This is a genomic window from Mariniphaga sediminis (genome assembly GCF_003573545.1).
GTDB lineage: Bacteria > Bacteroidota > Bacteroidia > Bacteroidales > Prolixibacteraceae > Mariniphaga > Mariniphaga sediminis.
The window spans coordinates 122111-146772 of record NZ_QWET01000014.1; the positions used below are offsets into that span (position 1 = coordinate 122111).

The 24662-nt window shown below is 44.5% G+C and carries 18 protein-coding genes; 6 read left to right on the top strand and 12 right to left on the bottom strand.

What is annotated here, in order from left to right:
• Positions 1 to 33: 33 nt before the first annotated feature.
• The 5 genes from atpH to D1164_RS17015 all read right to left on the bottom strand — a co-directional run bounded on the left by atpH (position 34) and on the right by D1164_RS17015 (position 3116).
• Positions 34 to 582, bottom strand: a complete 549-nt coding sequence (gene atpH / locus D1164_RS16995) for an ATP synthase F1 subunit delta (RefSeq protein ID WP_119351093.1) — start codon at positions 580 to 582, stop codon at positions 34 to 36.
• Between the two features lie 4 nt (positions 583 to 586).
• Complete coding sequence (gene atpF, locus D1164_RS17000) at positions 587 to 1081, bottom strand: F0F1 ATP synthase subunit B (RefSeq protein WP_119351094.1); 495 nt, start codon at positions 1079 to 1081, stop codon at positions 587 to 589.
• Between the two features lie 84 nt (positions 1082 to 1165).
• On the bottom strand, positions 1166 to 1405 hold the full coding sequence (gene atpE, locus D1164_RS17005; protein WP_262707171.1) for an ATP synthase F0 subunit C: 240 nt from the start codon (positions 1403 to 1405) through the stop codon (positions 1166 to 1168).
• Between the two features lie 48 nt (positions 1406 to 1453).
• A complete protein-coding gene (gene atpB / locus D1164_RS17010) occupies positions 1454 to 2572 on the bottom strand; it encodes a F0F1 ATP synthase subunit A (RefSeq protein ID WP_206611047.1) in 1119 nt (372 codons plus the stop codon).
• Positions 2573 to 2672: 100 nt separating this feature from the next.
• Positions 2673 to 3116 carry a DUF2147 domain-containing protein gene (locus tag D1164_RS17015; RefSeq protein WP_206611048.1) on the bottom strand — a complete coding sequence of 148 codons (444 nt, stop codon included), beginning with the start codon at positions 3114 to 3116 and terminating at the stop codon, positions 2673 to 2675.
• A 105-nt stretch (positions 3117 to 3221) separates the two neighbouring features.
• Here D1164_RS17015 and D1164_RS17020 point away from each other — a divergent pair, with 105 nt between their 5' ends.
• Positions 3222 to 5615 (top strand): penicillin acylase family protein, encoded by a 2394-nt coding sequence (locus D1164_RS17020; RefSeq protein ID WP_119351096.1) that lies wholly within the window; start codon positions 3222 to 3224, stop codon positions 5613 to 5615.
• 620 nt (positions 5616 to 6235) lie between these two features.
• Here D1164_RS17020 and D1164_RS17025 read toward each other — a convergent pair.
• Positions 6236 to 7066 carry a patatin-like phospholipase family protein gene (locus tag D1164_RS17025; protein ID WP_119351097.1) on the bottom strand — a complete coding sequence of 277 codons (831 nt, stop codon included), beginning with the start codon at positions 7064 to 7066 and terminating at the stop codon, positions 6236 to 6238.
• A 287-nt stretch (positions 7067 to 7353) separates the two neighbouring features.
• On the opposite strand from D1164_RS17025, the gene mfd reads away from it, so the two are divergent.
• The 5 genes from mfd to D1164_RS17055 all read left to right on the top strand — a co-directional run bounded on the left by mfd (position 7354) and on the right by D1164_RS17055 (position 18569).
• Positions 7354 to 10710, top strand: coding sequence for a transcription-repair coupling factor (mfd, locus tag D1164_RS17035; RefSeq protein WP_119351099.1), 3357 nt, complete (start codon positions 7354 to 7356; stop codon positions 10708 to 10710).
• 221 nt (positions 10711 to 10931) lie between these two features.
• Entirely contained in the window at positions 10932 to 12050 is a 1119-nt protein-coding gene (locus D1164_RS17040) for an efflux RND transporter periplasmic adaptor subunit (RefSeq protein WP_147372214.1), read from the top strand.
• Between the two features lies 1 nt (position 12051).
• Complete coding sequence (locus D1164_RS17045; RefSeq protein WP_119351101.1) at positions 12052 to 15123, top strand: efflux RND transporter permease subunit; 3072 nt, start codon at positions 12052 to 12054, stop codon at positions 15121 to 15123.
• On the top strand, positions 15116 to 16456 hold the full coding sequence (locus tag D1164_RS17050; protein WP_172594502.1) for a TolC family protein: 1341 nt from the start codon (positions 15116 to 15118) through the stop codon (positions 16454 to 16456). Before D1164_RS17045 ends, D1164_RS17050 begins: the two co-directional genes overlap by 8 nt.
• 214 nt (positions 16457 to 16670) lie before the next feature.
• Positions 16671 to 18569 carry a sulfatase-like hydrolase/transferase gene (locus D1164_RS17055; RefSeq protein WP_119351103.1) on the top strand — a complete coding sequence of 633 codons (1899 nt, stop codon included), beginning with the start codon at positions 16671 to 16673 and terminating at the stop codon, positions 18567 to 18569.
• A gap of 19 nt (positions 18570 to 18588) precedes the next feature.
• Here D1164_RS17055 and D1164_RS17060 read toward each other — a convergent pair whose 3' ends face one another.
• The 6 genes from D1164_RS17060 to D1164_RS23810 form a co-directional block, all read right to left on the bottom strand.
• The gene (locus D1164_RS17060; RefSeq protein ID WP_119351104.1) at positions 18589 to 19110 is read right to left on the bottom strand and encodes a hypothetical protein; all 522 of its coding nucleotides are present in this window, start codon (positions 19108 to 19110) and stop codon (positions 18589 to 18591) included.
• A gap of 3 nt (positions 19111 to 19113) precedes the next feature.
• Positions 19114 to 19668 carry a hypothetical protein gene (locus D1164_RS17065; RefSeq protein WP_147372215.1) on the bottom strand — a complete coding sequence of 185 codons (555 nt, stop codon included), beginning with the start codon at positions 19666 to 19668 and terminating at the stop codon, positions 19114 to 19116.
• Between the two features lie 11 nt (positions 19669 to 19679).
• Positions 19680 to 22715, bottom strand: a complete 3036-nt coding sequence (locus tag D1164_RS17070; protein ID WP_119351106.1) for a carboxypeptidase-like regulatory domain-containing protein — start codon at positions 22713 to 22715, stop codon at positions 19680 to 19682.
• Positions 22715 to 23521 carry a hypothetical protein gene (locus D1164_RS17075; RefSeq protein ID WP_119351107.1) on the bottom strand — a complete coding sequence of 269 codons (807 nt, stop codon included), beginning with the start codon at positions 23519 to 23521 and terminating at the stop codon, positions 22715 to 22717. The genes D1164_RS17070 and D1164_RS17075 overlap by 1 nt, the downstream gene beginning before the upstream one ends.
• 84 nt (positions 23522 to 23605) lie before the next feature.
• On the bottom strand, positions 23606 to 24178 hold the full coding sequence (locus D1164_RS17080) for a hypothetical protein (protein WP_119351108.1): 573 nt from the start codon (positions 24176 to 24178) through the stop codon (positions 23606 to 23608).
• Between the two features lie 176 nt (positions 24179 to 24354).
• Positions 24355 to 24662 (bottom strand): hypothetical protein (locus tag D1164_RS23810; protein WP_206611049.1); only part of this gene is annotated, 308 nt, incomplete at its 5' end.

Consider the following 24662-nt stretch of genomic DNA (forward strand, 5'->3'; position numbering starts at 1 on the left):
TCCGAAGGAGTACCATGATCAGTTGTTCCTATCTTATCCCAAGCGGGTTTTTAACAATTCCTGCTTCATTTTTTTAAGCTGTGTGGCTATACTGGCATCATATTGTCTGTCGTCGATACGTAGAATCACACCTCCAATCATCCGGGGATTTACCTTTGTCGAAAGTTCGACTTTACTCCCCAACTCTGTTTCCAGAATTTTTTCTGCTTTTCGGATGGTTGCTTCATCCATATCACTGACAGTGGTCAGCACAGCCGTTTTTATATTTTTTTCTTTCCGAATAAGCGTCAGCACATTCCGGCAGATAAAAGGAATAAATGCCTCCCGTTTGTTCCGCATTACCAGCTCCAAAAAATCGAGTGAAAGGGAATCTATTTTCTCCCCAAAAATCAGCTTTGTCAGCCTTATTTTTTCGGATGATTTCACCACCGGACTTTTCAGCAGCAAATCAAAATCGACTGACTGGCGGCACACATTGGAGATAAGCTCCATATCTGTTTTCAGGGAAGCAAGTAAATCATTCTGTTTCGCCAATGAGAATATGGCTTTGGCATACCTTACCGTAACTGCGCTTTCGTCCATCTTTTCAATTCAATTTGAATTCATCGAGTAACTTATTGGCCATCTCCTGCTGTTGTTTGTCGCTGGCCATCTCCTTCCGTATCAGCTTTTCGGCAATCATCAGGGATATTTCGGCCATTTGGGTTTTCATCTCGTTAATGGCTTTCGCTTTCTCGTTCTGAATCTGCTGCCGGGCATTCTCAATATCTTTTCGGGCTTCGGCGGAAGCTTTTTCTTTAGCCTCGGCAATAATACTGTCTTTCAACTTCATTGCATCACGCAAAATAGCCTCCTTCTCCTTTCGGGCTTCAGCAATGAGCTGTTCATTCCCGGCCTTCAGGTCAGCCATCTCCTTTCGCGCTTCATCCGCAGCATTTAAAGCATTTGATATTGTTTCTTCACGCTCCTCCAGTGCATTGAGGATCGGTTTCCAGGCAAATTTTTTCAGGACAAAAACCACAATCCCGAAAATGATAACCATCCAGAATATTGTTCCTAAATTCGGAGTAACCAATTCCATAATCAGAACTTTTTTATATTTTAAATTTCATTGTAAAAAACAGTCCCTCCGGCAATCCCGAAGGTGACTGCCTCAATACGGTTGCTACACAAAAAGAACCAGGGCACAGGTGATTACTGCAAAAAAGCAAACCCCCTCGATCAATGCCGCTGAAACAATCATGTTGGAACGGATGTCCCCGCTTGCTTCTGGCTGACGGGCAATGGCTTCCATCGCGCTCGAACCAATACGGCCAATGCCGTAACCGGCACCAACAGCAGCAATGGCAGCCCCAATTGCAGCACCCATCTTAGCGAGTGATGCGCCGGCCGTTACTTGTAGCAAAACTGTTAAAATAGCTGAAAACATAGCATTTAATTTAAATAATGAATATTAATGGCTTTCTGCAGTCGACATTCCAAAATAGATGGCCGAGAGCAGAGTAAAAACATACGCCTGAATAAATGAAACCAACACATCGAGCAGCAAGATAAAAACCGAAAACACCATGGATACCGGGCTAACCCCGTAACCAGCCGCCGGCCCCATCAAGCTGCCGAAAATAAATATCAAACTTATAAACACCGTAACAATCATGTGCCCGGCCAGCATGTTGGCAAAAAGCCGGATCATCAGCACAAACGGTTTCGTTAAAACCCCTGAAAGCTCCACAATAGGCATCAGCGGAATGGGGTATTTCAACCACCAGGGCACATCGGGATTAAATATTTCTTTCCAGTAATGTTTATTCCCTTTGATATTGGTCACAGCAAACGTAAAGAGCGCCAACACCATGGTAACGGCAATATTCCCGGAGACATTAGCCCCAAACGGGAAAATAGGTATCAACCCCAACAAATTATTCAATAAAATGAAAAAGAAAAGGCTCAGTAGTATGGGTAAAAACTTTTTGTATTTTTTTTCGCCAATAGAAGGTATGGCAATCTCATCGCGAATAAATACAATAACAGGTTCTAACAGGTTTTGAATGCCGGAGGGCGCTTTCCCCCTGTTTCGTTTCGCTGTTTTGGCGGCTACAAACAACAGGGAAAACAGTACAATAACTGATACAAAAATTCCGGCAACGACCTTGGTAATTGAAAGATCTAAAGGCCTCCCGATTTCGTGCCCATGCGCATCCAATTCCACAATCTTTCCGTTGTATTCTTCACTGTGAGAAAGACGGAAACCCCTGTAATCTTCGTGCCCGTGATGAAATTTGGTGGACATAAAAATATGCAGCTTCCTACCTTCATGCAGTTCAGGATATTTACTAAAAAGAATTATGGGAAGGGGGATGTTTATATGCTTTTCCCCCACAGAAGCAATGTGCCACTCGTAAGAATCCAGCACATGCTCAATCACAAATTTCCCGGCATCAAACTTTTCTTCCGCATGCGAATTCCCTTCGGGGTGGCTTCCGTGACCATCATCAGACTGACCTGCTACCGGATTTAACCAGGTAACGACCATCAATAAACTCAGAAACAATCCCTTGGTAAATGTTAGCATATTCATCCCCTTTTTTTCAAGCGCCACAAAATTAAAAGTTTTTTCCACGCCGGATCACTTAATTCCGAATTTAATTCTAAAAAGTCTTTTATTTTATACACTAAAATTCAGTCCGGTACCACTCCGAACTGCGCCCCAGCCAACGGATACCGCCCACAAAACCTTTCAATTTCAGCAAGTCCGTATTTTCCATCCAGGCATAACAATCATAAGTATTCCCTGACTTCGGATCGTAGATTGTTCCGTTTTTCCACTCCTCCTTTTTGGTATCGTATTCAAAACCACCCAAAATTTGCAACCCAATCAAAGAACGACTCCGTAAACTGGGATCGGGATTTTCATCATCTTTGGGCGGTTCTCCGTTTTCGTACTTTTCCGGAATCATGTAAACGATGGTCCCTATATACTTCCCGTCTTTCTTCTCCACTTCTATTTTAGTCGTTTTTTCATCGTTCCACCAAACACCGGTAATCTTGTCAGCTTCCTGGGCAATTCCTGCCAAAGCATAACAACCCAGAAAAAAAAGAATCACAATTTTTTTCATTATTAATTGATTTTTAATTTTATGGGTCTTAAAATTAGAAATATTACGTATGTAATGTATGAAAATCAACATCTTTTTTATCGAATTCAATAAAACCGGAATCAAATGAAAATATTTAAACGTACCCTTTTGGCCATTGTGTTGCTTCTGATAGCTGTCGTTATTACAGGTTACTTCATTCTGAACAATATCAAAAAAGCTGCTTTGCCCGATTATTCTGAAGATGTCCAAATTCCCGGGTTAACCGGCGAAGTAACTATTTTGCGCGATTCATTTGCCATTCCGCATATTTACGCGAAAAATGAAACCGACCTATACCGTGCCGTGGGCTTTTGTATGGCGCAGGACCGCCTGTGGCAAATGGATTTATTACGGCGGGTAACGCAGGGCCGGCTTTCGGAAATACTGGGAAAAGATCAACTCAATACCGATCTGCTCATGCGCGCCTTGCGTATTCCTGAAAAATCGGAAAAGGTGCTGGCAAAATCGTCCCCTGAAATAACCACTATTCTTAAGGCGTTTTCAGAAGGAATCAATTTTTACCTGGAAAATTACCCGCTTCCGCCCGAATTTAAAATTTTGGGATACCAACCCGACCCCTGGCAACCGGTGCATTCGGTCAACCTCATCGGGTACCTTGCGTGGGATCTCACCTCCGGGTGGGGAACCGAACTTCTGCTCCACCAAATAAACCGGGAAATCACGCCGGAACAACTTCAGGAATTAATTCCGGACATGAAAAACCATCCAACCGCCATTTTTCCTGATTTTAATGCTCCTGCTATTCCCCCGGAAGAGACCCTCCTTTCTGCAAATAACAAGCTGAAAGAATTGGGGGCTGAAATTTTCAGGGGAAGCAACAACTGGGCGGTATCAGGCAAAAAAAGCAAAACAGGGAAACCGTTGCTGGCCAACGACATGCATCTCGGATTATTTGCTCCGGGAGTCTGGTACCAAATGCACCATGTAACAGAAGGTTCTTTAAATGTTACCGGTGTTGTTTTGCCCGGCCAGCCGTTTGTTATTTGCGGACATAACGATTCCATTGCCTGGGGAATGACCAATGTGTATGTGGACGACCTCGATTTTTACACTGAAACACTGAATAATGACTCCACAAAATATTTACTGGATGGCCAATGGAAAGACCTTCTTATCAGGGAAGAAACCATTCAGACCAAGGAGGAGGAAGCCATAAAGGAAACCCTGAAATTTACTCACCGCGGACCGCTGGTAAACAGGTTTAAAAACGAAACAGAAACGGCGTTGTCTATTCGTTGGCTGGGGAATGAATACAGCGACGAACTTCGCTCGGTATTTTTACTGAACCGCGCCAATAACTGGGGCGATTTCCGCCATGCGGTAAAAACGTTTAGTTCGGTAAGTCAGAACATAGTATATGCCGATGCAGCAGGAAACATAGGCCTGCAAACCTGTGCCGGCGTTCCTCTCCGCAAAGGCAGCGGAATCGAAATATATCCGGGCGATACCAGCCTTTACGACTGGACCGGGTTTGTCCCTTTTGAAGAACTTCCTTTTGAGTTCAACCCGGAACGCGGGTACGTTTCTTCCGCCAACAACAAAACGGTTCCCGAAGATTACCCTTACCACATCGGCACCTGGTTTGCCATACCCGACCGTATCGACCGCATTCGCGATATGCTGGAAGAAATTCCCCAACACGGCGTTGCAGATTTTAAACGCATTCAGGGAGACATTCAATCGAAAAAAGCTGAAAAATGGACTCCGGTTTTTCTGGAAGCATTAGAAACAAAGACCAGCTGGGACACTACCCGGCAAGCAGCTTTTCAAAAACTGAAAGATTGGAATCTGGTTCTCAGCCGTGAAAGCCAGGCTGCTTCAATCTTTGAAATTCTTTTCCGAAAAGTAGCTGAAAACCTGGTCAAAGATGATCTGCCCCAGGATCTTTTCCATTCATTCATGGGTGAACGCTCCCTTGTGGAAAACCTGATGGTTCATGTACTTTCAGCAAAAAAATCACATTGGATTGACGACAAAAACACGCCGGATCCAGAAACCTGGAACGATATTGTGATTCGTGCGTTTCAGGAAACAACAGAAGATTTGAAACAGCAATCCGGACCGAATGTGGAAGACTGGCAATGGGGAAAGATTCACACTTTCACAGTGAGCCACCCGTTGGGTGTTGTAAGTGCACTCGACAAAGCACTGAACCTGAACAGGGGGCCTTTCGAAATGCCGGGGAGTTTCCATACTGTCTGTCCGTATTCCTATTCATACAACAACCTGTACAAGGTAACGAACGGGGCTTCCCACCGGCATATTTTCGATCTGGCTAACTGGGATGCGTCTGAAACAATTATCCCAACCGGAACAAGTGGCATTCCTGCCAGCGATTTTTATCTTGACCAGACCAATAGGTATCTCAACAACCTTTACCACGATGACCTGTTCAGCAGAGAAAAAGTAGAAGAAAAAAAATTATTTCAAATGAAACTATTGCCGGCAGGTTCCTGAAAAATTAATTATTCTTTCCAAACCCCAAAAATTGTTTCAATCGCCGGGTGATATGAAATAGGCTCAGCTGAAAAATCCGCTGGATTTAGTTTTTTAAACAAAAATTTCAGTTCCCCAAAACAGAAAGAGAGTGACATTTCTAACACTCCGATTTGTTTTCTAAAGGCAGAGCACATTAAAAATGTTAGTGGGATAAGAAGATGAAGGAATAATACAAATCAAAAGTTGACATTAGCTGATTATCAATAATTCAACCCACTCCGGGGTTGCGTCTTTACCCCGCATTGCCTTCCCCGAGCTTCGGCCGGGTGATCTCCTCATGTCTTCGGAGCTTCCCGGTCTCACTAAGGTTTTATCTTAATGCCGGCTTCGATGAAAAAAGGCCATTGGGCCGCCATTTCAATGCGTTTTAAAAATATCAAAAGTCCACCGGATTTTCAAAGTGAGGTCTAAAATATAAAATCATATAAAAATTCTGAATAAATCTTTCCCGGTGCAACAAATTATCCTTTAATACCTAAAACCAAATTGTAATTCGCTTTTGCCAGAACTCATTTTAAACCTATGCCAGGCTATAGCGGACAGGCCAATATATGCCTGTATCCCTCAACATGTATCATTTACTGCATCTTCCTGTTTTTCTTCAACTCTACGACCTTTTCAATATTAATGTCTTCAAACATTTTCATTATTTGGTTTCTCGTTTCATTGTAGCCAACCTCGTAAATTTCTTCCGCTTTATTAAAGTTGAATGTATTGAAATTACGCGCTTCCGGAGGCTCAATTACAAAATCGCATATTTGCTTACTCTTCTCCACATTTTGGGCAATCCCCAACCGGAAAGCCCTTTCGGCAATGGTCTTCATCCCCTTTACCTCTTCTTCCGGACCATTGTGGTTTACATGAACACCAATGAGTACCTGGCATTTATCCCGGATTGCTTCCGCCGGAAGATTATTCAGCAGTCCGCCATCCGTGTAGGTTTGTCCGTCAATTATTTGTGGTTCGAAAACAACCGGAATGGCAGCCGATGCCAATACCCACTGAAATAACTTTCCTTCCGATCTTATCTCCTCCAACCCACTGTTCAGGTTGGTTACCGCACAATAAAAAGGCATTTTCAGGGAAGAAAAATCATCGGCTCCAATCATTTCCTCCATCACTTCCTGAACCTTCCCCATGTCAATAAGCCCGCTAAAGGGAAGATGCCAGTTAATCATAGTATGGAATTTCCGGGTAACCAGAAAATCAAGAATTTCTTTTGGCGAAAAGCCAGCTGCATAAAACACACCTACAATGGCTCCCATACTGGTACCGGAAACCACTTGCGGTTTTATTCCAAACTCTTCCAGCGCCTCCAGCACACCAATGTGGGCAACTCCCCGCGCGCCCCCACCGCTTAAAGCAATGCCAAACTTGGGGAGGATATTCTCATCTATCGTTTTATTCATTCCTGATTTATTATTGAATTCCCGAAAGATACAAATCTACTAAAATGCTGTAATAAACGCTGCCAGGAGTTTGTTGAAGGTTTTCGGGATTCCGGGTTGGTTTTTGTTGAAACTTCAAACAACCTCTGGAAATCACTTGCAGTTTCATTTCAAACATTTTTAATGCCACCAACACACTGCTGGGGTGCGATTCCCCGTACTCCCGGTAAAGGAGTTCACTAAAAATTGGGAACAACATTCTGCAAGTCCTGCATTATTTATAATTTTGCCAAAATTTTCAGGTAAAATTGGAACCTGTAGCATTTCTGAAATACTTTAAGGGGCAAAAACATTTTGCCGGAGTGGCAAAAAAACTCAGTGCCCCCCCGGGTGAAAAGATTCACCTGAATGGACTTATTGGCTCTGCCAAAACAATATGGACTGCCAACCTGTTTCAGGAACTCCGTCAAAACATGGTTCTGCTGCTAAACGACCGCGAGGAAGCCGCTTATTTTTATGATGATCTAAATAATCTGAGGTTAGCAAAACCGGCCCTGTTTTTTCCTTCGTCATACAAACGTTCTATTCAGTACGGACAGCCTGAACAGGAAAATATCGTGCAGCGGACTGAAACGTTGAACAAACTGCACGACAATGAGGAATCCTGCCTGATTGTTTCCTATCCCGAAGCACTGGTAGAAACCGTGATTTCGCAACCCAACCTCGAAAAAAATACACTGCAGGTGGCTGTCAGCGACAAAATTTCTATTGAATTCATCAACGAATTTTTGTATGAATATGGCTTCGAGCGGGTCGACTTTGTTTACGAACCGGGACAATTCTCGGTGCGGGGAAGCATTGTGGATGTCTTCTCCTATTCGAACGAAGACCCTTACCGGCTCGATTTTTTTGGCGACGAGGTAGAATCCATCCGCAGCTTCAACATCGACAACCAGATTTCAAAAGAAACCTTCAGGAAAATAACGGTTGTCCCTAATATTCAAAATGAAGAACTGGAAGGCAATCGGGTTTCGGTATTCGAGTTTCTACCGGCAGACACGCTTTATTTCGGAAACGACATGAATCAGTTTTTCCATCAGGTAGATGATATTCACCGGCAAACCATTCTGGCAAAAGCCGAAGAGGATAATCTGAAAAAAATGATTATCACGGGCGAAGCACTGAAAAAACAACTGCACTCCAAAACCGTTTGCGACTGGGGTACTGACCTCTGCTTTGAACCGAATTTCGTTGTTAAATTCTCCCATGCCCGGCAACCGGTTTTTAATAAAAAATTTGATCTGCTCGGTGAAAACCTGGAAGAACATCAAAACGACGGATATGAAATATTCATCCTTTCGAACCAGGAAAAACAGATAGAGCGATTGCAGGCTATTTTTCAGGATATCAAGACGGCGGTACATTTTACCCCGGTAAATTTTACATTGCACGAAGGGTTTGTGGATCATGATCTGAAGATTTGTTGTTACACCGACCATCAGATTTTCGAGCGTTACCACCGGTTTAAACTGAAATCCAGAAAAGCACAGCGTGAAGCCATTTCGCTGAAAGAACTGAATATGCTGCACCCCGGCGACTACGTGGTGCATATCGATCATGGAATCGGTAAATTTGCCGGGCTGGTGCGTACCGAAATCAACGGAAAAATGCAGGAAGCCATCCGGCTGGTGTACAAAAACAACGACTCCCTGCTCGTAAATATCCACTCGTTGCATCGTATTTCTAAATACAAGGGCAAAGACGGAACCGAACCCAATTTAAATAAACTGGGTACCGGGGCCTGGCAAAAAATGAAAAACAGCACCAAGTCCAAAGTAAAGGACATTGCCAAAGAGTTGATTGCCCTTTATGCTGAACGACTGGCCGAAAAAGGATTTGCCTTCTCGCCCGACTCGTACCTGCAAACCGAACTGGAGGCTTCCTTTATCTACGAAGACACACCCGACCAGGAAAAAGCCACCGCAGCGGTCAAGGAAGACATGGAAAAACAAATTCCCATGGATCGTCTGGTTTGCGGCGATGTGGGTTTTGGTAAAACCGAGGTGGCCATCCGGGCGGCATTCAAGGCGGTAACCGACAGCAAGCAGGTGGCCGTGCTGGTGCCTACTACCATTCTGGCATTGCAGCACTATAAAACCTTTTCCGAGCGCCTGGAAAATTTTCCAGTAACTGTGGCCTACATCAGCCGGTTTAAATCTGCTGCCGAAATAAAACAAACGTTAGCCGATCTGGCTGCAGGAAAAGTTGATATCCTCATCGGTACCCACCGGCTGGTGAGTAAAGATGTGAAGTTCAAAAACCTGGGATTGCTTATTATCGATGAAGAACAAAAGTTCGGGGTTTCGGTAAAGGACAAACTAAAAAAGCTGAAGGTAAATGTGGACACACTAACTCTCACTGCTACGCCCATCCCACGCACCTTGCAGTTTTCATTGATGGGCGCCCGCGATTTGTCCATCATCCAGACGCCACCCCCTAACCGTTATCCGATTATTACCGAGGTACACGGTTTTAATGAGCAACTTATCCGCGAAGCAATCTTATACGAGGTAGCCCGCAACGGACAAGTGTTTTTTATTCACAACCGGGTGCAGAATATTTACGAAGTGGAAGCTACCATCAGAAAAATTGTGCCCGGCATTTCCACTGCCGTGGGACATGGGCAAATGGAAGGCCGTCAACTTGAAAAGGTGATGTTGGGTTTTATTAACGGCGATCATGATGTATTGATAGCCACCACCATCATTGAGTCGGGGTTGGATATTCCCAATGCCAATACAATGATTATCAATCATGCTGAAAACTATGGACTGAGTGATTTGCACCAGTTGCGCGGTCGTGTGGGGCGATCCAACAAAAAAGCATTCTGCTACCTCATAACGCCACCCCTTTCAGCAGTAAGTGCAGAGGCAAGGCGACGGCTAAAAGCCATCGAAGAATTTTCTGACCTCGGAAGTGGGTTTAACATTGCCATGCAGGACCTTGATATCCGTGGAGCCGGGAACCTGCTGGGAGCCGAACAGAGTGGCTTTATTGCCGACATCGGGTTTGAAACCTACCACCGCATTCTCAACGAAGCAATTCAGGAATTGCGGCAGGAAGAAGAGTTTAAAAATGTTTTCAAAGAAGAAGATCAGAAGCAGGCACAGGCTTTTCTAAACATAAAATTTACACAGGATTGCCAGGTTGATACTGATCTGGAACTGCTTTTCCCCGACAGCTACATTCCCGGAAGTTCGGAACGGATGCTGCTTTACCGCGAACTTGACAACATTGAAAACAGGGAACAACTGGATCTGTTTCGCAATAGTCTGAAAGATCGATTCGGCCCGTTTCCGGCAGAAACCAGGGAATTACTTGAAGTTGTAAAACTCCGATGGAAAGCCATCGAACTGGGCATGGAAAAAATCATTCTCAAAGAAGGAAAAATGATTTGTTATTTCATTTCCGACCAGCAGTCCCCATTTTACCAATCGGCGCTGTTTATGAAAATTGTACAATACGTGCAAAGAGGTAAAACCAAAGGGCAGATGCGGGAACGCAGCAATAAACTCACACTTACTTTCTCCAATGTTCCGAATGTGGAGACTGCAGGTTATATTCTGGAGGAGATAATCGGAGAAGTTGCTGCCGCAGCAAAATAATCAATTCATTAAAAAGCAGTCCAGCGGCTTTCTACGTCTTACAAACAAATTGTATAAGAGCCAAATACCACCATTTCGGCAAAGTTTATCCGGGCATATAAAAAAATCCGCCAAAAGATTTTTTACTTTTACTGAATTTAGGATTTAACCTTTTGCAACTTCATTAGTCAAATTTGTTTAGTTTAACAAAACCAAGTAAACTCATATTAAAAATTTAAGACGTGGCAACAAAAAATATATTCAGGATATCCGTTTCCATTGTCCTGGTAATGGTTGTAGCTGGCATTGTTTTATATCCGAAAATTAAGCCGCTATTTCGCACAACAGAAGAACCGGGACTCCGGACGGGGCCCGGCAGTAATGGGGGAGGAAGGCAACCGCTATACGCCAGCGGGTACATTTTGGTGCCTACAAAAATGAACGAACTGATATACAGCACCGGTTCGCTGCTGCCCGATGAAGAAGTGGATCTGGCATTTGAAACTTCCGGGAAAGTAGTAGGTATCTATTTTGCGGAAGGCACGCGCATTGAAAAAGGTGAGTTGCTGGCAAAAATCAATGATAAACCACTGCAGGCGCAATTGCTTAAATTACGGGCACAAAAAAAGCTTGTTGAGGAACGGGAGTTCAGGCAACGACAACTGCTCGACCGCGATGCCATCAGCCGCGAAAGTTATGACCAGGTAGCTACCGAACTACAGTCTATCGAAGCCGATATTATGCTCATTGAAGCCCGCATTGATGAAACCGAACTGCGTGCTCCTTTTCATGGCACTGTCGGACTGCGTATGATCTCGGAAGGAGCTTTTGCCACCACCCAGACCAAAATTGTACGTCTGGTAAAAACCCGGCCGCTTAAAATCGAATTTTCCATTCCTGAGCGCTATGCCGGAGAAGTAACTCCCGGATTTCCTATCACATTCAACATCGACGGCTTTCAGCATTCTTTTGAAGCAAAAGTGTATGCTATCGACCCCAAAGTAAATATTGAAACCCGCACCATTGTGGCACGAGCGCTTTATCCCAATGTAAACGAAGAACTCAAACCCGGCCGGTTTGCCAGTGTCAGGGCGCGACTTTCACAAATTGAAAATGCCGTTTCCATTCCTACGGAAGCACTAATTCCTGAAATGGATGGTGAAAAAGTATACGTTTTTAACAAGGGGAAAGCACAGGGGAAAAAGGTCATTACCGGCCTTCGTACCGAGTCGCACATTCAAATCAGGGAGGGACTGAGTTTTGGCGACACACTGCTAACAACGGCTATTTTGCAATTAAGAAATGACCTGCCGGTACAACTCGATACCATCGTAACAAACCAACATTTAGTAACCGAATAAAATGAGTCTTTCATCCGTTAGCATAAAACGCCCGGTACTGGCGACCGTTTTTTCCCTGGTTATTTTACTGTTCGGGGGAATCGGGATGACCTTTCTTGGAGTCAGGGAGTTTCCCAGCGTGGACCCTCCCATCATTTCCGTAAGAACTTCTTATCCCGGCGCCAACTCCGATGTAATTGAAACCCAGATTTCAGAGCCGTTGGAACAATCCATCAACGGCATTCCGGGAATACGTTCTTTAACCAGTAGCAGTAGTCAGGGAAACAGCCGGATCACCGTAGAATTTGAACTCTCGGTTGATCTGGAAACGGCCGCCAACGATGTACGCGACAAAGTTTCGCAGGCGCAACGTTACCTGCCCCGCGACTGCGATCCGCCAACGGTCTCCAAGGCCGATGCCGATGCCGAGCCTATCATTATGATTGCGATAAAGAGCCCGAAACGATCGCTCCTCGAACTTTCCGAAATCGCCGAACTGACCTTCAAAGAACAACTGCAAACCATTTCGGGTGTGAGTGCCGTGGATATTTGGGGAGAAAAACGCTATGCCATGCGCATCTGGCTCGACCCGGCCAAGCTTGCCGGCTACCAAATGACCCCCCTCGATGTGCGAAACGCTATTCTCCGCGAAAATGTTGAACTTCCGGCAGGAAGTATCGAAGGAAATACCACGGAACTAACCATCCGCACACTGGGGTTGATGACAACCCCCGAAGAATTTAACAGCCTCATCCTGAAACAATCAGGAGATCAGCTTATCCGGGTACGCGATATCGGCCGGGCTGAGCTGGGCCCCGAAGATTTGCGCGGCATCATGAAAATGAATGGAATTCCCATGGTTGCCACCATCATTATTCCGCAACCGGGCGCCAACCATATCGACATTGTGGATGATGTGTATGAACGACTGGAATTTATGAAAAGGGATCTGCCCGATGATGTGGAAATTGATATCGGCTTTGACAATACCAAATACATCCGTTCGTCGATCAGGGAAGTAAAAACCACCATTTACCTGGCTTTTTTCCTGGTTGTCGTTATCATTTTTGCTTTCCTGCGCGACTGGCGAACCACCTTCATCCCCATCCTGGTAATCCCCGTTTCGCTGGTTGGTTCATTTTTTATCATGTACATCGCCGGGTTCACCATCAATGTCCTGACCCTGCTTGCCATTGTACTTTCTATCGGGCTGGTGGTAGACGACGCCATTGTGATGATGGAAAATATCTATGTGAAAATTGAACAGGGAATGACTCCCCTGGAGGCGGGGCTAAAAGGTTCCAACGAAATATTTTTTGCTATCATTGCCACTACCATTACATTAGTAGCTGTATTCATTCCCATCGTTTTTCTGGAAGGAATGACGGGCAGGCTTTTCCGCGAGTTCAGTATTGTTATAGCCGGTGCCGTGGCCATTTCATCGTTTGTCGCACTTACATTCACCCCCATGCTTTCGACCAAACTGTTAAAAACACGCCACAAACGAAGTAAAGCATACAATTATTCCGAAAAGTTTTTTATCAGACTCAACGGTGCCTACCAGCGTTCATTGGCAAAATTCCTGCAACGAAAATATATTGCTCTGATTATTATTTTACTATCGGGAGTTTTCATTTTCGTTTTGTGGAAAATCATCCCGGCTGAAATGGCGCCTCTGGAAGACCGTTCGCAAATGAATGCAAGGGTCACTTCGCCCGAAGGGGCCACTTACGAATTCAACTACGACTATGTAGAGGACATAGCCAAACTGGTCAATGATATAATCCCCGAACGGGAAAATGTTACAACCCTGGTGAGAGGAAGCTGGGCATTTGTGCGGGTGGTACTAACCCACCCGGATGAAAGGGAACGTTCCCAGCAGGAAATCGCCAGCCAACTTACTGCCGAACTCCGAAAAAAGACAAAGGCCAGGGCCACTGTCGTACAACGATCGACCTTTGGCGGCAGACGCGCCCGTCCGCCAATCCAGTACGTTCTACAGGCACCGAGCATCGATAAACTCCGCGAAGTTTTACCCGAATTTATGGCTCAGGTAAACAACAACCCCATCTTTGTATCGCCCGATGTAAACCTAAAATTCACAAAGCCGGAATTACAGATTGAAATCAACCGGGATAAGGCCAACCTTTTGGGCGTTTCAACCCAAAATATAGGGCAAACACTCCAACTGGCATTAAGCGGACAGCGGTTCGGCTATTTTATCATGAACGGGAAACAATACGAGATTTTGGGAGAGCTGCACCGTCAGGACCGCAACAAACCCCTCGATCTAAAATCGCTCTATGTAAGGAACAGCAGGGGTGAGATGGTTCAGCTTGACAATTTTGTCAGTCTGAAGGAAACGACTGCCCCACCTGAGCTTTACCGCTACAACCGGTTTGTATCTGCCACAATCTCTTCTAATTTGGCCAATAAAAAAACCATTAGTGAGGGAATCGAAGAAATGGACAAAATCGCTAACAAGGTACTTGATGATTCGTTTCGCACTGCGCTCGACGGCGACTCAAAAGACTTTATGGAAAGTTCGTCGAGCCTGATGTTTGCATTTATTCTGGCCATTGTGCTTATCTTCCTGGTACTTTCAGCGCAGTTTGAAAGTTTTAAAGACCCCATTATTGTAATGATGACAGTACCCCTGGCATTAACCGGCGCCCTGTTTTTTATGTGGTACTTTGACATTACCATGAATATTTTCAGCCAGATAGGAATCATTATGCTCATCGGGCTGGTTTCCAAAAACGGGATACTTATCGTGGAATTTGCCAACCAAAGGAAAGTGGCCGGGATGAAAAAACTGGAAGCTATAAAATATGCCTCCGCCGCCCGGTTCCGCCCTATTCTGATGACAAGCCTGTCGACTATCCTGGGAATCCTGCCGCTTGCTATGGGACTGGGAGAAGGGGCACAAAGCCGCGTGGCTATGGGGACAGCCGTAGTAGGCGGACTTCTGATTTCCACATTCCTTACCCTGTATGTAGTCCCGGGCATTTACCTGTTAATTTCAAGTGAATCAAATAATACATCGGATAATGCGAGTAACATCAATCATATTGAAAAACCTGTTAATGATTAAAAGGCTCATCCCCGTCTTTCTGATTTTTATAATTGCGGAAAATTCATCCGGGCAAGAAATTTACGATCTGAGCCGGTGCGTGACAACCGGCCTGGAACAAAATTTTTCGGTGAAAGTAGCCCGTAACGAAAAAGCAATTTCAGACAATAATTACACCCGGGGAAATGCCGGATTTTTGCCTACGGTGTCTACCACAAACAGATTTGGAGGGAACTTAACTTCCACTACTCAAAACATGAACGACGATTCCCAAAGGATATCGAGTGGAATCCATAACACCACGGGATCGGCAGCTTTAAACCTGAATATGACCATTTTTAACGGGTTGAATGTACAAACGACATATCAAAAACTGGATGAGTTAAAACAGGTTGGGGAACTCAATACCCAGATGGCCATGGAAAATCTGGTAGCGCAAATAGTCGCTGAATATTATTATTACATTCAGCAGCTTAATTACCAGAATAACATGGAATATGCTGTTTCGCTTTCAAGGGAACGGGTGCGTATTGATGAGGATCGTTACCTTTTGGGTGCTTCCTCAAAGTTGGAATTGCTACAGTCTATTGTTTACCTGAACGAAGACAGTTCCCGCCTGGCACGGCAAAACGAGGCCATCCTTGAATCAGAAGTCCGGTTAAAAAAACTAATGGCGCTGGAAAACCTGGAGGAGCGTATTGCACTGCAGGATACTTCTATTGCCATCAATCCTGATTTACATTATGCAGAACTACTGGAATTGACTCTCGATTTAAACACCAGTCTCCAGGTTGCCAAAAAAGATCAACAAATTTCGGAACTGGACTATAAAATCATTGCATCCAGATCGTATCCCTACCTGAACCTGTCGTCGGGCTACAATTATTCTTACCGTGGCTACGGAACTGGAACCATCAGTGACTACGGTGAACTGGCACTTAACAACCAGCAAACACGGACATTCAATTACGGCCTCACACTGGGAATGGATATTTTCGACGGATTTAATCGTCGCCGCGAGAAGGCCAATGCCCGCATTGCAGCAGAAAACCGGATGTACCGGTATCAGGAAATAGAGCAGAACATTAAAGCCGAGCTTCTTACTGTCTATTATGCCTACGAAAATAACCTGCGGCTTGTACAAATGGAAGAGCAAAACCTGGATGTAGCCCGTGAAAATCTGGAAATTGCGCTGGAACGTTACCGGCTGGGCGCCCTATCGGGACTGGAACTGCGCGAGGTTCAAAAAAGCCTGCTTGATGCCGAAGAACGTCTTATCTCCGTAAAATTTCAAACCAAAATTGCGGAGATCTCCTTGCTCCAAATAGCCGGAAAAGTGATGGATTACGTGTAATCTATCTTCTGTTAAAACAACCTATTTCTGTTGTGTTTGTCCCAATTGCAGGGTAAGAAATAAATATGCGAGATTCGATGCATATCAAAACAGGAGCGCCTTAACTTGCGGCAATCTTAATTTCACAGGATAAAAAAAACTATTGAAGAATTTCTTTCGATTTCCATCATCCATTCTTGTATCTTTGAACATCTTTCAACAAAAACAATTCAAAATGATTTTTAAAACTTTTAGCAGCTATGCCCTCCTTTGTTTTGTAACAATATCCACATTTACCCTTTCAGGGTGCCAGGAAAAGGCTCCCGAAGAACTCCCCAACATTTTGTGGCTCACCAGCGAAGACAACAGCCCGCTGCTGGGCTGCTACGGTGATGAATTTGCCACTACTCCTAATTTGGATGAATTAGCTTCTGAAGGATTTTTATATACACATGCCTATGCCAACGCACCGGTGTGTGCTCCTGCCAGAAATACCATTATTACCGGCGTTTACGCCAACTCGGGCGGAAACCAGCACATGCGGAGTACCTACCCAAAATCGGAAACAGTAAGAACCTATCCCGAATTCCTGCGCAATGCAGGCTACTACTGTACCAACAATACCAAAACCGATTACAATACCGAAAGCATCGATCCGAAACAAATCTGGGATGAATGCAGCCGCGATGCCCACTACAAAAACAGGGCTCCGGGGCAACCCTTTTTTGCTGTTTTTAATACCAACATTTCGCACGAAAGCTGCCTTCATGATTCCATTCCCGACGAACAACTCCGGCATAGTCCCGATGAAGTATTTATTCCGCCGCACCACCCGGCTACTCCGGCGATGAAACACGACTGGGCGCAATATTATGACAAGATAGAAGACCTGGATACACAAGTTGGAAAATGGTTGCAGGAACTGGAAGATGCCGGACTGTCTGAAAATACAATCGTTTTTTACTACGGCGACCATGGCGGTGTATTGGCCCGCAGTAAAAGATTTGTTTACGAAACAGGGACACGTGTTCCTTTCATCGTGCGTATTCCCGAAAAATACAAACATCTATTCCCGGCAGGGAAATCGGGTTCGAAAGTGGACCGGCTCATCAGCTTTGTAGATTTGGCCCCTACCCTGCTCAGCATTGCAGGCATTCCCATTCCGGAATTTATGCAGGGAAATGCTTTTCTGGGAGAACAAAAATCTGCAGATCCGGAGTATGTTTACATGTTCCGCGGCAGAATGGATGAACGTTATGATATGTGCCGGGCTGTACGCGACCAAAAATACCGTTACATCCGCAACTACATGCCTTACCGCATTTATGGTCAACATTTGGAATACCTGTGGCGGGCGCCTTCCGTTGGCTCATGGGAGCAGGCCTACCTGAACGGCGACTGCAACGAAACCCAAAGCATTTTCTGGAATACCAAGCCGGCAGAAGAACTGTATGATACCGAAAACGACCCGTGGGAAGTTAATAACCTCGCTGGGGATCCGGCCTACAAAGATGTTTTGATACGGATGCGGGCGGCCAACCACGAATGGGTTAGCCGGATTGAAGACACCGGTTTTATTCCCGAAGCTGATCGCATCGATCGAACCGGGGAAATGCCCGTATATGACTACATGCGATCAGGTCAGATTGATCTGGAACCGGTTATTGATGCAGCAGAAACTGCTACTTTGGGGAATCCTGAAAACCTGAAAACATTACAATCTTTCCTGAAAAATGATGAAAGTGCAATCCGTTACTGGGGAGCCACCGGATTACTCATTTTAGGAGAGAATGCAACACCTGCAAAGAACGATTTGCTCGCAGCGCTAAACGATGAATCAGCCAATGTAGTGACCGTAGCTGCCGAAGCGCTATACAACCTGGGCGAAAAAGAGCCGGCAAAAAAAGCCTTGCTTTCCGTTCTGGAAAATCCCAATGGATTTGCACGTTGTCACGCACTGAATACCATTGACTGCATTGGGGAAAAAAGCCCGGAAATAGTAGAAGGGGTGGTTAATATGATTAAAGGACTACCCGAAATGGACCGGAGCCGCTACGACCTTCGCGCTGCCAAATGGCTGATTGACAAGTGGAACCTGGCCCCGGAAGATTTCGGATTAAATTTCAGCTGGTAAATACTACCCACTTAAAAAACTACCAGTCGTCGTAAACGGTAAAAACAAGGCTTGTCTCAAAATCTTTTGCCCCCATCGTAACGGAAAAGCCGCTTAGCTGGAAAGAAAGAGGGATATAAGCTATGCCATGTCGCCCTCTGAAAAAATAAACAGGATTATTAGATATTTCCTGGTAATTTGTGCCATCATGAATATTAACCCCGGGGGCAAACCAGTTAACCCTGGATCCATTTCCGGTCCGGCGTGCTTTTATGGTAAAATCAGAATTCCACTCAATATCCGATTTATGCACATAAACGCTCCACTTTTTATTGGGATTAAACCAATAGTCAAAGTAATTAACGTAAAGCACTGAAATATACAAAGATGATTCATGCTCTATTGTTGAACTGTAATCTTCTCCGGCCTCCCGGACAGGTATTAAAGAATTACTAAAATTTGCATCCCCTTCAATTTCAACTTTTAATTGCTGCCCCGCTACCCAAAACGGAACAAACAACAATAACATTAAACTCCCATATTTTTTCAGACTCATCATCATTTTCTAGTTATCGGTTAGCGTATAAAGCACTACAAAATTAAACTGCCCGGCAGCGGCCATATTTGCATAATCGGAAATCTCGATGGAAAAAGTAAGCCGGTGTCCATTTTGAATCCCGTCGCCGGTATAACAATTTCCAATCCCTGTAATCACCGGCCTGGGCTGATTGGAAAGTTCTATCTTTCCTGCCGGCTGTCCCACCTGCCCGTCACCGCCCCCGGTATAATCCGACGCCTCCAGATAGAGCCGGAGCCCTTCCGGCAACGCACCCTGTGAGAGTTCGGCGGTAACCGACCGTGAACCTTGCTGCCCGGCCAGGGCCGAAGAATAATTTATCCACAGCGTTTCATCAGCAGATTCTTCTATTACCGGCTGACTTCCCGATTCCGTACTTGCTGACAATGTGAAATGAATGCGGTTGTTTACTCCCGGCTCTATATCCACTAATGCCACTTCAGGCATACTAAAGAAAACAGAAACCTGCCCATTATCCCATTGTGAAAAGGCGCAAACAGGCATCAGCAAAAACAAAAACCTGAGTCCATATTTTAAAAACATATAATGCATTATTATTCGTTATTAATCCTGTACTCTATCTGAATAAACTGGTCGTTTTCAAATTTTGCCACAAACGGATTTCTAAATTTCTTTTCCAGCCTTTTCCTTGCTTCCAGAGCCTCCTTGTAAGTAACATACCGCCCGATAAAATATTTATGCAAGTTATCAATTTGTTTTTCAAAATCATACGGCTCATCTCCGAAATAATCTGACTCCCTGGAGAGCTTCTTTTCGAAGGCTCCCACCTGCACTGAATAAAAAATCCGACTGATTGGTTCCAGCTTTTCCTCCCTCTCATTTTCAGAAGAATTTTTCTGTATTGATTTAACTTTCAAAGAATTTAACGGCTGTAGCGCATTGTTTTGCGACTTAAAAATAATCTTACGCTTTTTTGACTTCATCTTCACCGAAACGTTCTCTTCCCGGCCAGGTTCCAACTGAATGATACGGATGGGATCTTCCACCTCATAGCCTTCGGGCAGGCTGTTCGTATACACTCTAAAAGTCCATTCCCCGGGCCTCACCAGTGGAAATACAAAATTTCCTTCCTTGTCGCTTGTAATCCGGAATTGCTCTCGTTCACTTTTTAATTCGACAACGATATTTTTCGCGTTGGTTTCATTGTTGCGCAAGACCGAAACGGAACTTTCTTCTACTTCTAACCGTCCGGAAAGCCTCGTCCCTTTTGTGATTTTAATATGAAACGGGGTTTCCCGATCTTCTAAAACCTCAACCTCAAAAGGATCGGGAATACTGGTAACTTCGTCAATAGCCAGCTTCGACCGATCCACAAAGAGCAAATGCCTTCCTGCAGGCACCGACCTAAAACTAAATGCACCGTTTCGGTCCGTAATGGTAGTCTTTCCCTGAAATGAAAGCACGATCCCTTCTGCCGGCTCCCCATTTTCGCGCATTACCTGTCCGGTAACATCACCGGCTTTTATTATTTTTTTGAGTGGTATTCCAAAATTATAGGTGTAGTTAAACGAGAAAGTAAACTCAGGATCTTCTGTCTGCTGCCTGAAAAGAGTATAAAAACTACGGAGTGAAAATTTATGTTTCCGGGCCGGGGTAAAGTCAATGTTCAGTTGCATCAGGTTGCGGTTGCGATAGTAATCATCAATATCGTAAGCATTTTGCAGATGAAAGTTTGCCCGCAGGTTTTTGGCAATTTGGCTGACCACTGACATGCCGGCTGTCAGGTTGCGCTGCTCTCCCGAAACAAAACTGTTGATATTCGACCAGCTACCAAAAACACGAATGGAATGCAGCGAATTAAACCGGTAGGTAATATTGGCCGAGCCCCGGTATGTATTTTGACGGTTTTCGGCAGATTCAAGTAAAAAATTGGCTGTTTCTCCGTATTCGGCCAAAAGGTAATATTCAATCTTTTTAAACCGTTGGTTGAACTGCGCGTTGAGCGAACGGGTATTATAATGAAACTTATCGAGCGCCAAACGGTCTTTCCGTTCATATTCCCGCCAAAAAAATTTCAGGTACGAACGGGAAGCAATATTATAATTAATCATTGCCCTAAACGATTTGGAATAGGGAGCTGTTACAAAAAATGTATCGAGTTGCGCATTTCTGAAATCTTCTTTTGCATACACTCCCAAATTGAGACGGGGTGTCAGTTTTACAGAGAAATTACCTGAGTAAAAAGTGGAATTTGAAAAATAGCCGGGATAATCTTTGCCGGTATAAAAATAATTGCCGGCAAGGTTAAAAATAGAAAACTGTGAACTGATGTTTGCCCGAAGCGCATTGTCCCAGTTCTCCTGAAAATTCCCGCGAGAAACTTCCAGTTCGACAGATGTACGGTCAAAGGGCTGAAACCGGGAATTTACACTAAAAAGTTGCGTAAGATCAGGAGTTGCTCTTAACTTTTTCGAGATATAAAAAAATTCAACATTGTTCTCTTTGTTAAAATCGAACCCGGTAAAAGCTGCCACCTCATTCTCAATTTCCTTGTAAAAACGGGGCTTTACGTACAAAAACCCCAGGTTCAGTCCGTTATTGAAAATGACTTTGTTTTCTGTTCCCAAACCATAGCGGGAAGATTCAGTAAGCGGTGTAAAGCTGAATGCTTTCTCTCCGGCAAAAAGCTCAAGATTATTCTGGGAATATGAGACAAAATACTGATCGTACATTCCCAGAAAACTCAGATTGGAGTTGTTGGGACCGCGCGCCAGAAATTCCAGCCTGTGTTTTCCTGCAGGATCAAGTGCCCCGCTACCTGAAAGCTCAAACTGATAAGCATGTTCATATTTCCCTTTTTGGTTGGTTGCCAAATAGGTGGCCGATGCAGAAACCGGGAAACGGAAATACAGATCCTTTTTCGCTTCTTTTGATGGAAAAACCATTACGGAGCGAAAAATACTTTCTGCTACTTTACCGGAAACCAGGGCACGCACGGTATAATATTCCTTTCGGGTTTCGGTCCAATCGGGTGAGGTCTGATTCACAGCAGTAACCCGAACCGATTCCCCCGGTTTCACCTCTATCTCCTGTGCGCCTTCAACCTGGCAATTTCTGGTTTCAAAAAACACTTTTTTCTTTGTATTCCCCAGATTCTGAAGTAAAAATTCTCCGCGGAGCTCTTCCCCGGCCGTCAGATAATCGGGCGACTCTACCAAAAACATGGCAATCTTTTCCACTTCACCCACCAACAGGCTAACAGTGTATGAACTGAAAATTTCTTTGGTCCCGGAATGAACTGCATGCAGTGAAACATCAAAATGGCCCACGGGATTGTTTGAAGGTACCTGTACAGTAAAAATTAAAAATTTCTTTTCCCCGGGCTTTAACTCAAAAGCCTGGGAGGAGGAAATAAGTTTCCATCCCTGCGGAATGTCCATTTTAGTTTCCACAGGTTGAACTTCACCCGAACTGTTTTCCACGAAAAAGGCAAGATTCACAATCTGTCCCGGAAGAACTTCCGCCTGCTTTTTAGTTGCGGAAATAGAAACTACCGGATCGGTTTGTCCCCGTAAATCAAGAACAGCCAATGTCAGAAAGGTAAATATGGCAAACAGTTTAAGGGGCATTATTCTATTTCAAACGATACATTTGTGCCAAAAACATGATCGTCATCGCAATCAGCGACAAGCACACCGGTATAATTGCCCGGTTTAATTCCTTCCAACCTCAGGGTTACCATCACCGAAGTGCCCGGAAACGTCTTTCGGCGTTCGGCCTTAATAATTCCGGCTGAATTACCGGCTTCGTCAAACAATTCCAGCGCAAGTTCGGGACGGAGCACCCGTTCGCCCGTATTCTCCAAAGCCACAAACAACTGGGTTGTTTCTTCCCGTTTCCCCAGCTCCAGACCCAAAAACTGAATATCGTTTGTACCCGTTTCGCCAATGTTGGTTACAATCTGAACGGCATAACGAATGGCCGTATTTATAGTGACCCCTTTGGAATAACCGCTTGTGTCGGGAGGTACAATACCTTCCACCATGATAACACTCCAGTATGTCCCGGAAAAGGACTCGCCCTCCGGCACACTCACTTCAAAATTAACAGACGCAACTTCATTGGGCCCCAAATCCATTAACTCAGGACTAAATGAAATCCATCCGGCATTGGAGCGTTCCATACTGCCAGCCGGATCGTGTTTACTTTCACCTGTGTAGGAAAACCAGTAATCACGCTGGTAAATCCTTACGCTTCTGTTTTTTTCAGAAGCATTCTGAATTTGAATAGCGCCCCGATACGTTTCACCGGGTTGTACCTGATTTTCATGGGTTAATCCATTTAACACAATAATATTGGCATCAGAAAAAAATGGGGCAAAGACAATCAATACTACCCAAATGGTCAGTTTTTTCAACGTACAATCGTATTTCATCTGCGATGGTTTTTAGTAGACAAACAACAAAATGCTGTTGCTAAAATACAGTTCTTTGAAAAGAAAACAATAAGGAAGGAGTTGTTAATTGTAGTCTGTCAGGGTGTACACTACGTGAAGCGTTGTTTGGCTATGTTCAAGGGTTACAAAATCGTTGGCGGAATTATCGGCTTCCAATTCATAGGAAAGAAGATGCCCGTTACTGGAACCTTTCCCGGTGAAACAACTTCCGATGTCGGAAATTACTTCAGTTGCCTGACCGGAAAGAGCTACTTTTCCAACGGGTTTTCCCAACATTCCTTTGCCAACACCTGTTGCTTCCGAAGCTTCCACAAACAGATGAACACCAGCCGGTATTTCACCCTGAACCATTGCCATCACTTTTCTCCGATGATTCTGGCTGCGGATTATGGAAGTATAATTGATCCAGACACCATTGTTCTGACTGGCATTGGAAAAATCGACCGGACTACCTGCTTCGTTGGGCGCTGTAACAGTAAAATTAACTTGAGAAGCTTCATCGGAAACCAATCCAAGAAGTGCCACCTCAGGTATTTCGATGTTCACTTTATGATCAGCCTGTCTCTCTTGACCAGTTGTAAAAACAGGAACAAGAGCAATAAAAATCAGCAGTAGTATGGCACTCAAAAATTTCATAGTATAAAAGTACCACCCAACGTTTTTTTGACGAAAGGTCAATTACCGATTTCCGAAGTACAGAATACTGATTTTTACACTTCACAAATACTGACTATTCAAAGAACTTTATAAAAAAGATGTAAAAAAGCAGGCGCTTTGGCCTGCTCATGTATGAAATATTCTTTTAAATCTTTTTAATCTTCGTCGTCGCCGGTAATCGTGTAAATAACTGTTACATCATATGAACCGGAAGCCAGGTCAGCATAACTGTCATTATTCATGTCGAGCTGATAAGTCAACTGGTGTCCTTTTTCGTAACCTGACTCGGTGTAACAACTGCCAATTCCGGTAACCAAATCCTGGGCCGAAGATGTCAAGGAAATCTCTCCTGCTGAACTTCCCCGGTTGCCATTACCGGTTGAAACTGTTCCGGCAGTTAACTTAAGGCTTACCCCTGCAGGAAGTGTTCCTGTAAGTTCTGCGGTTATGCTGCGTTCATCCT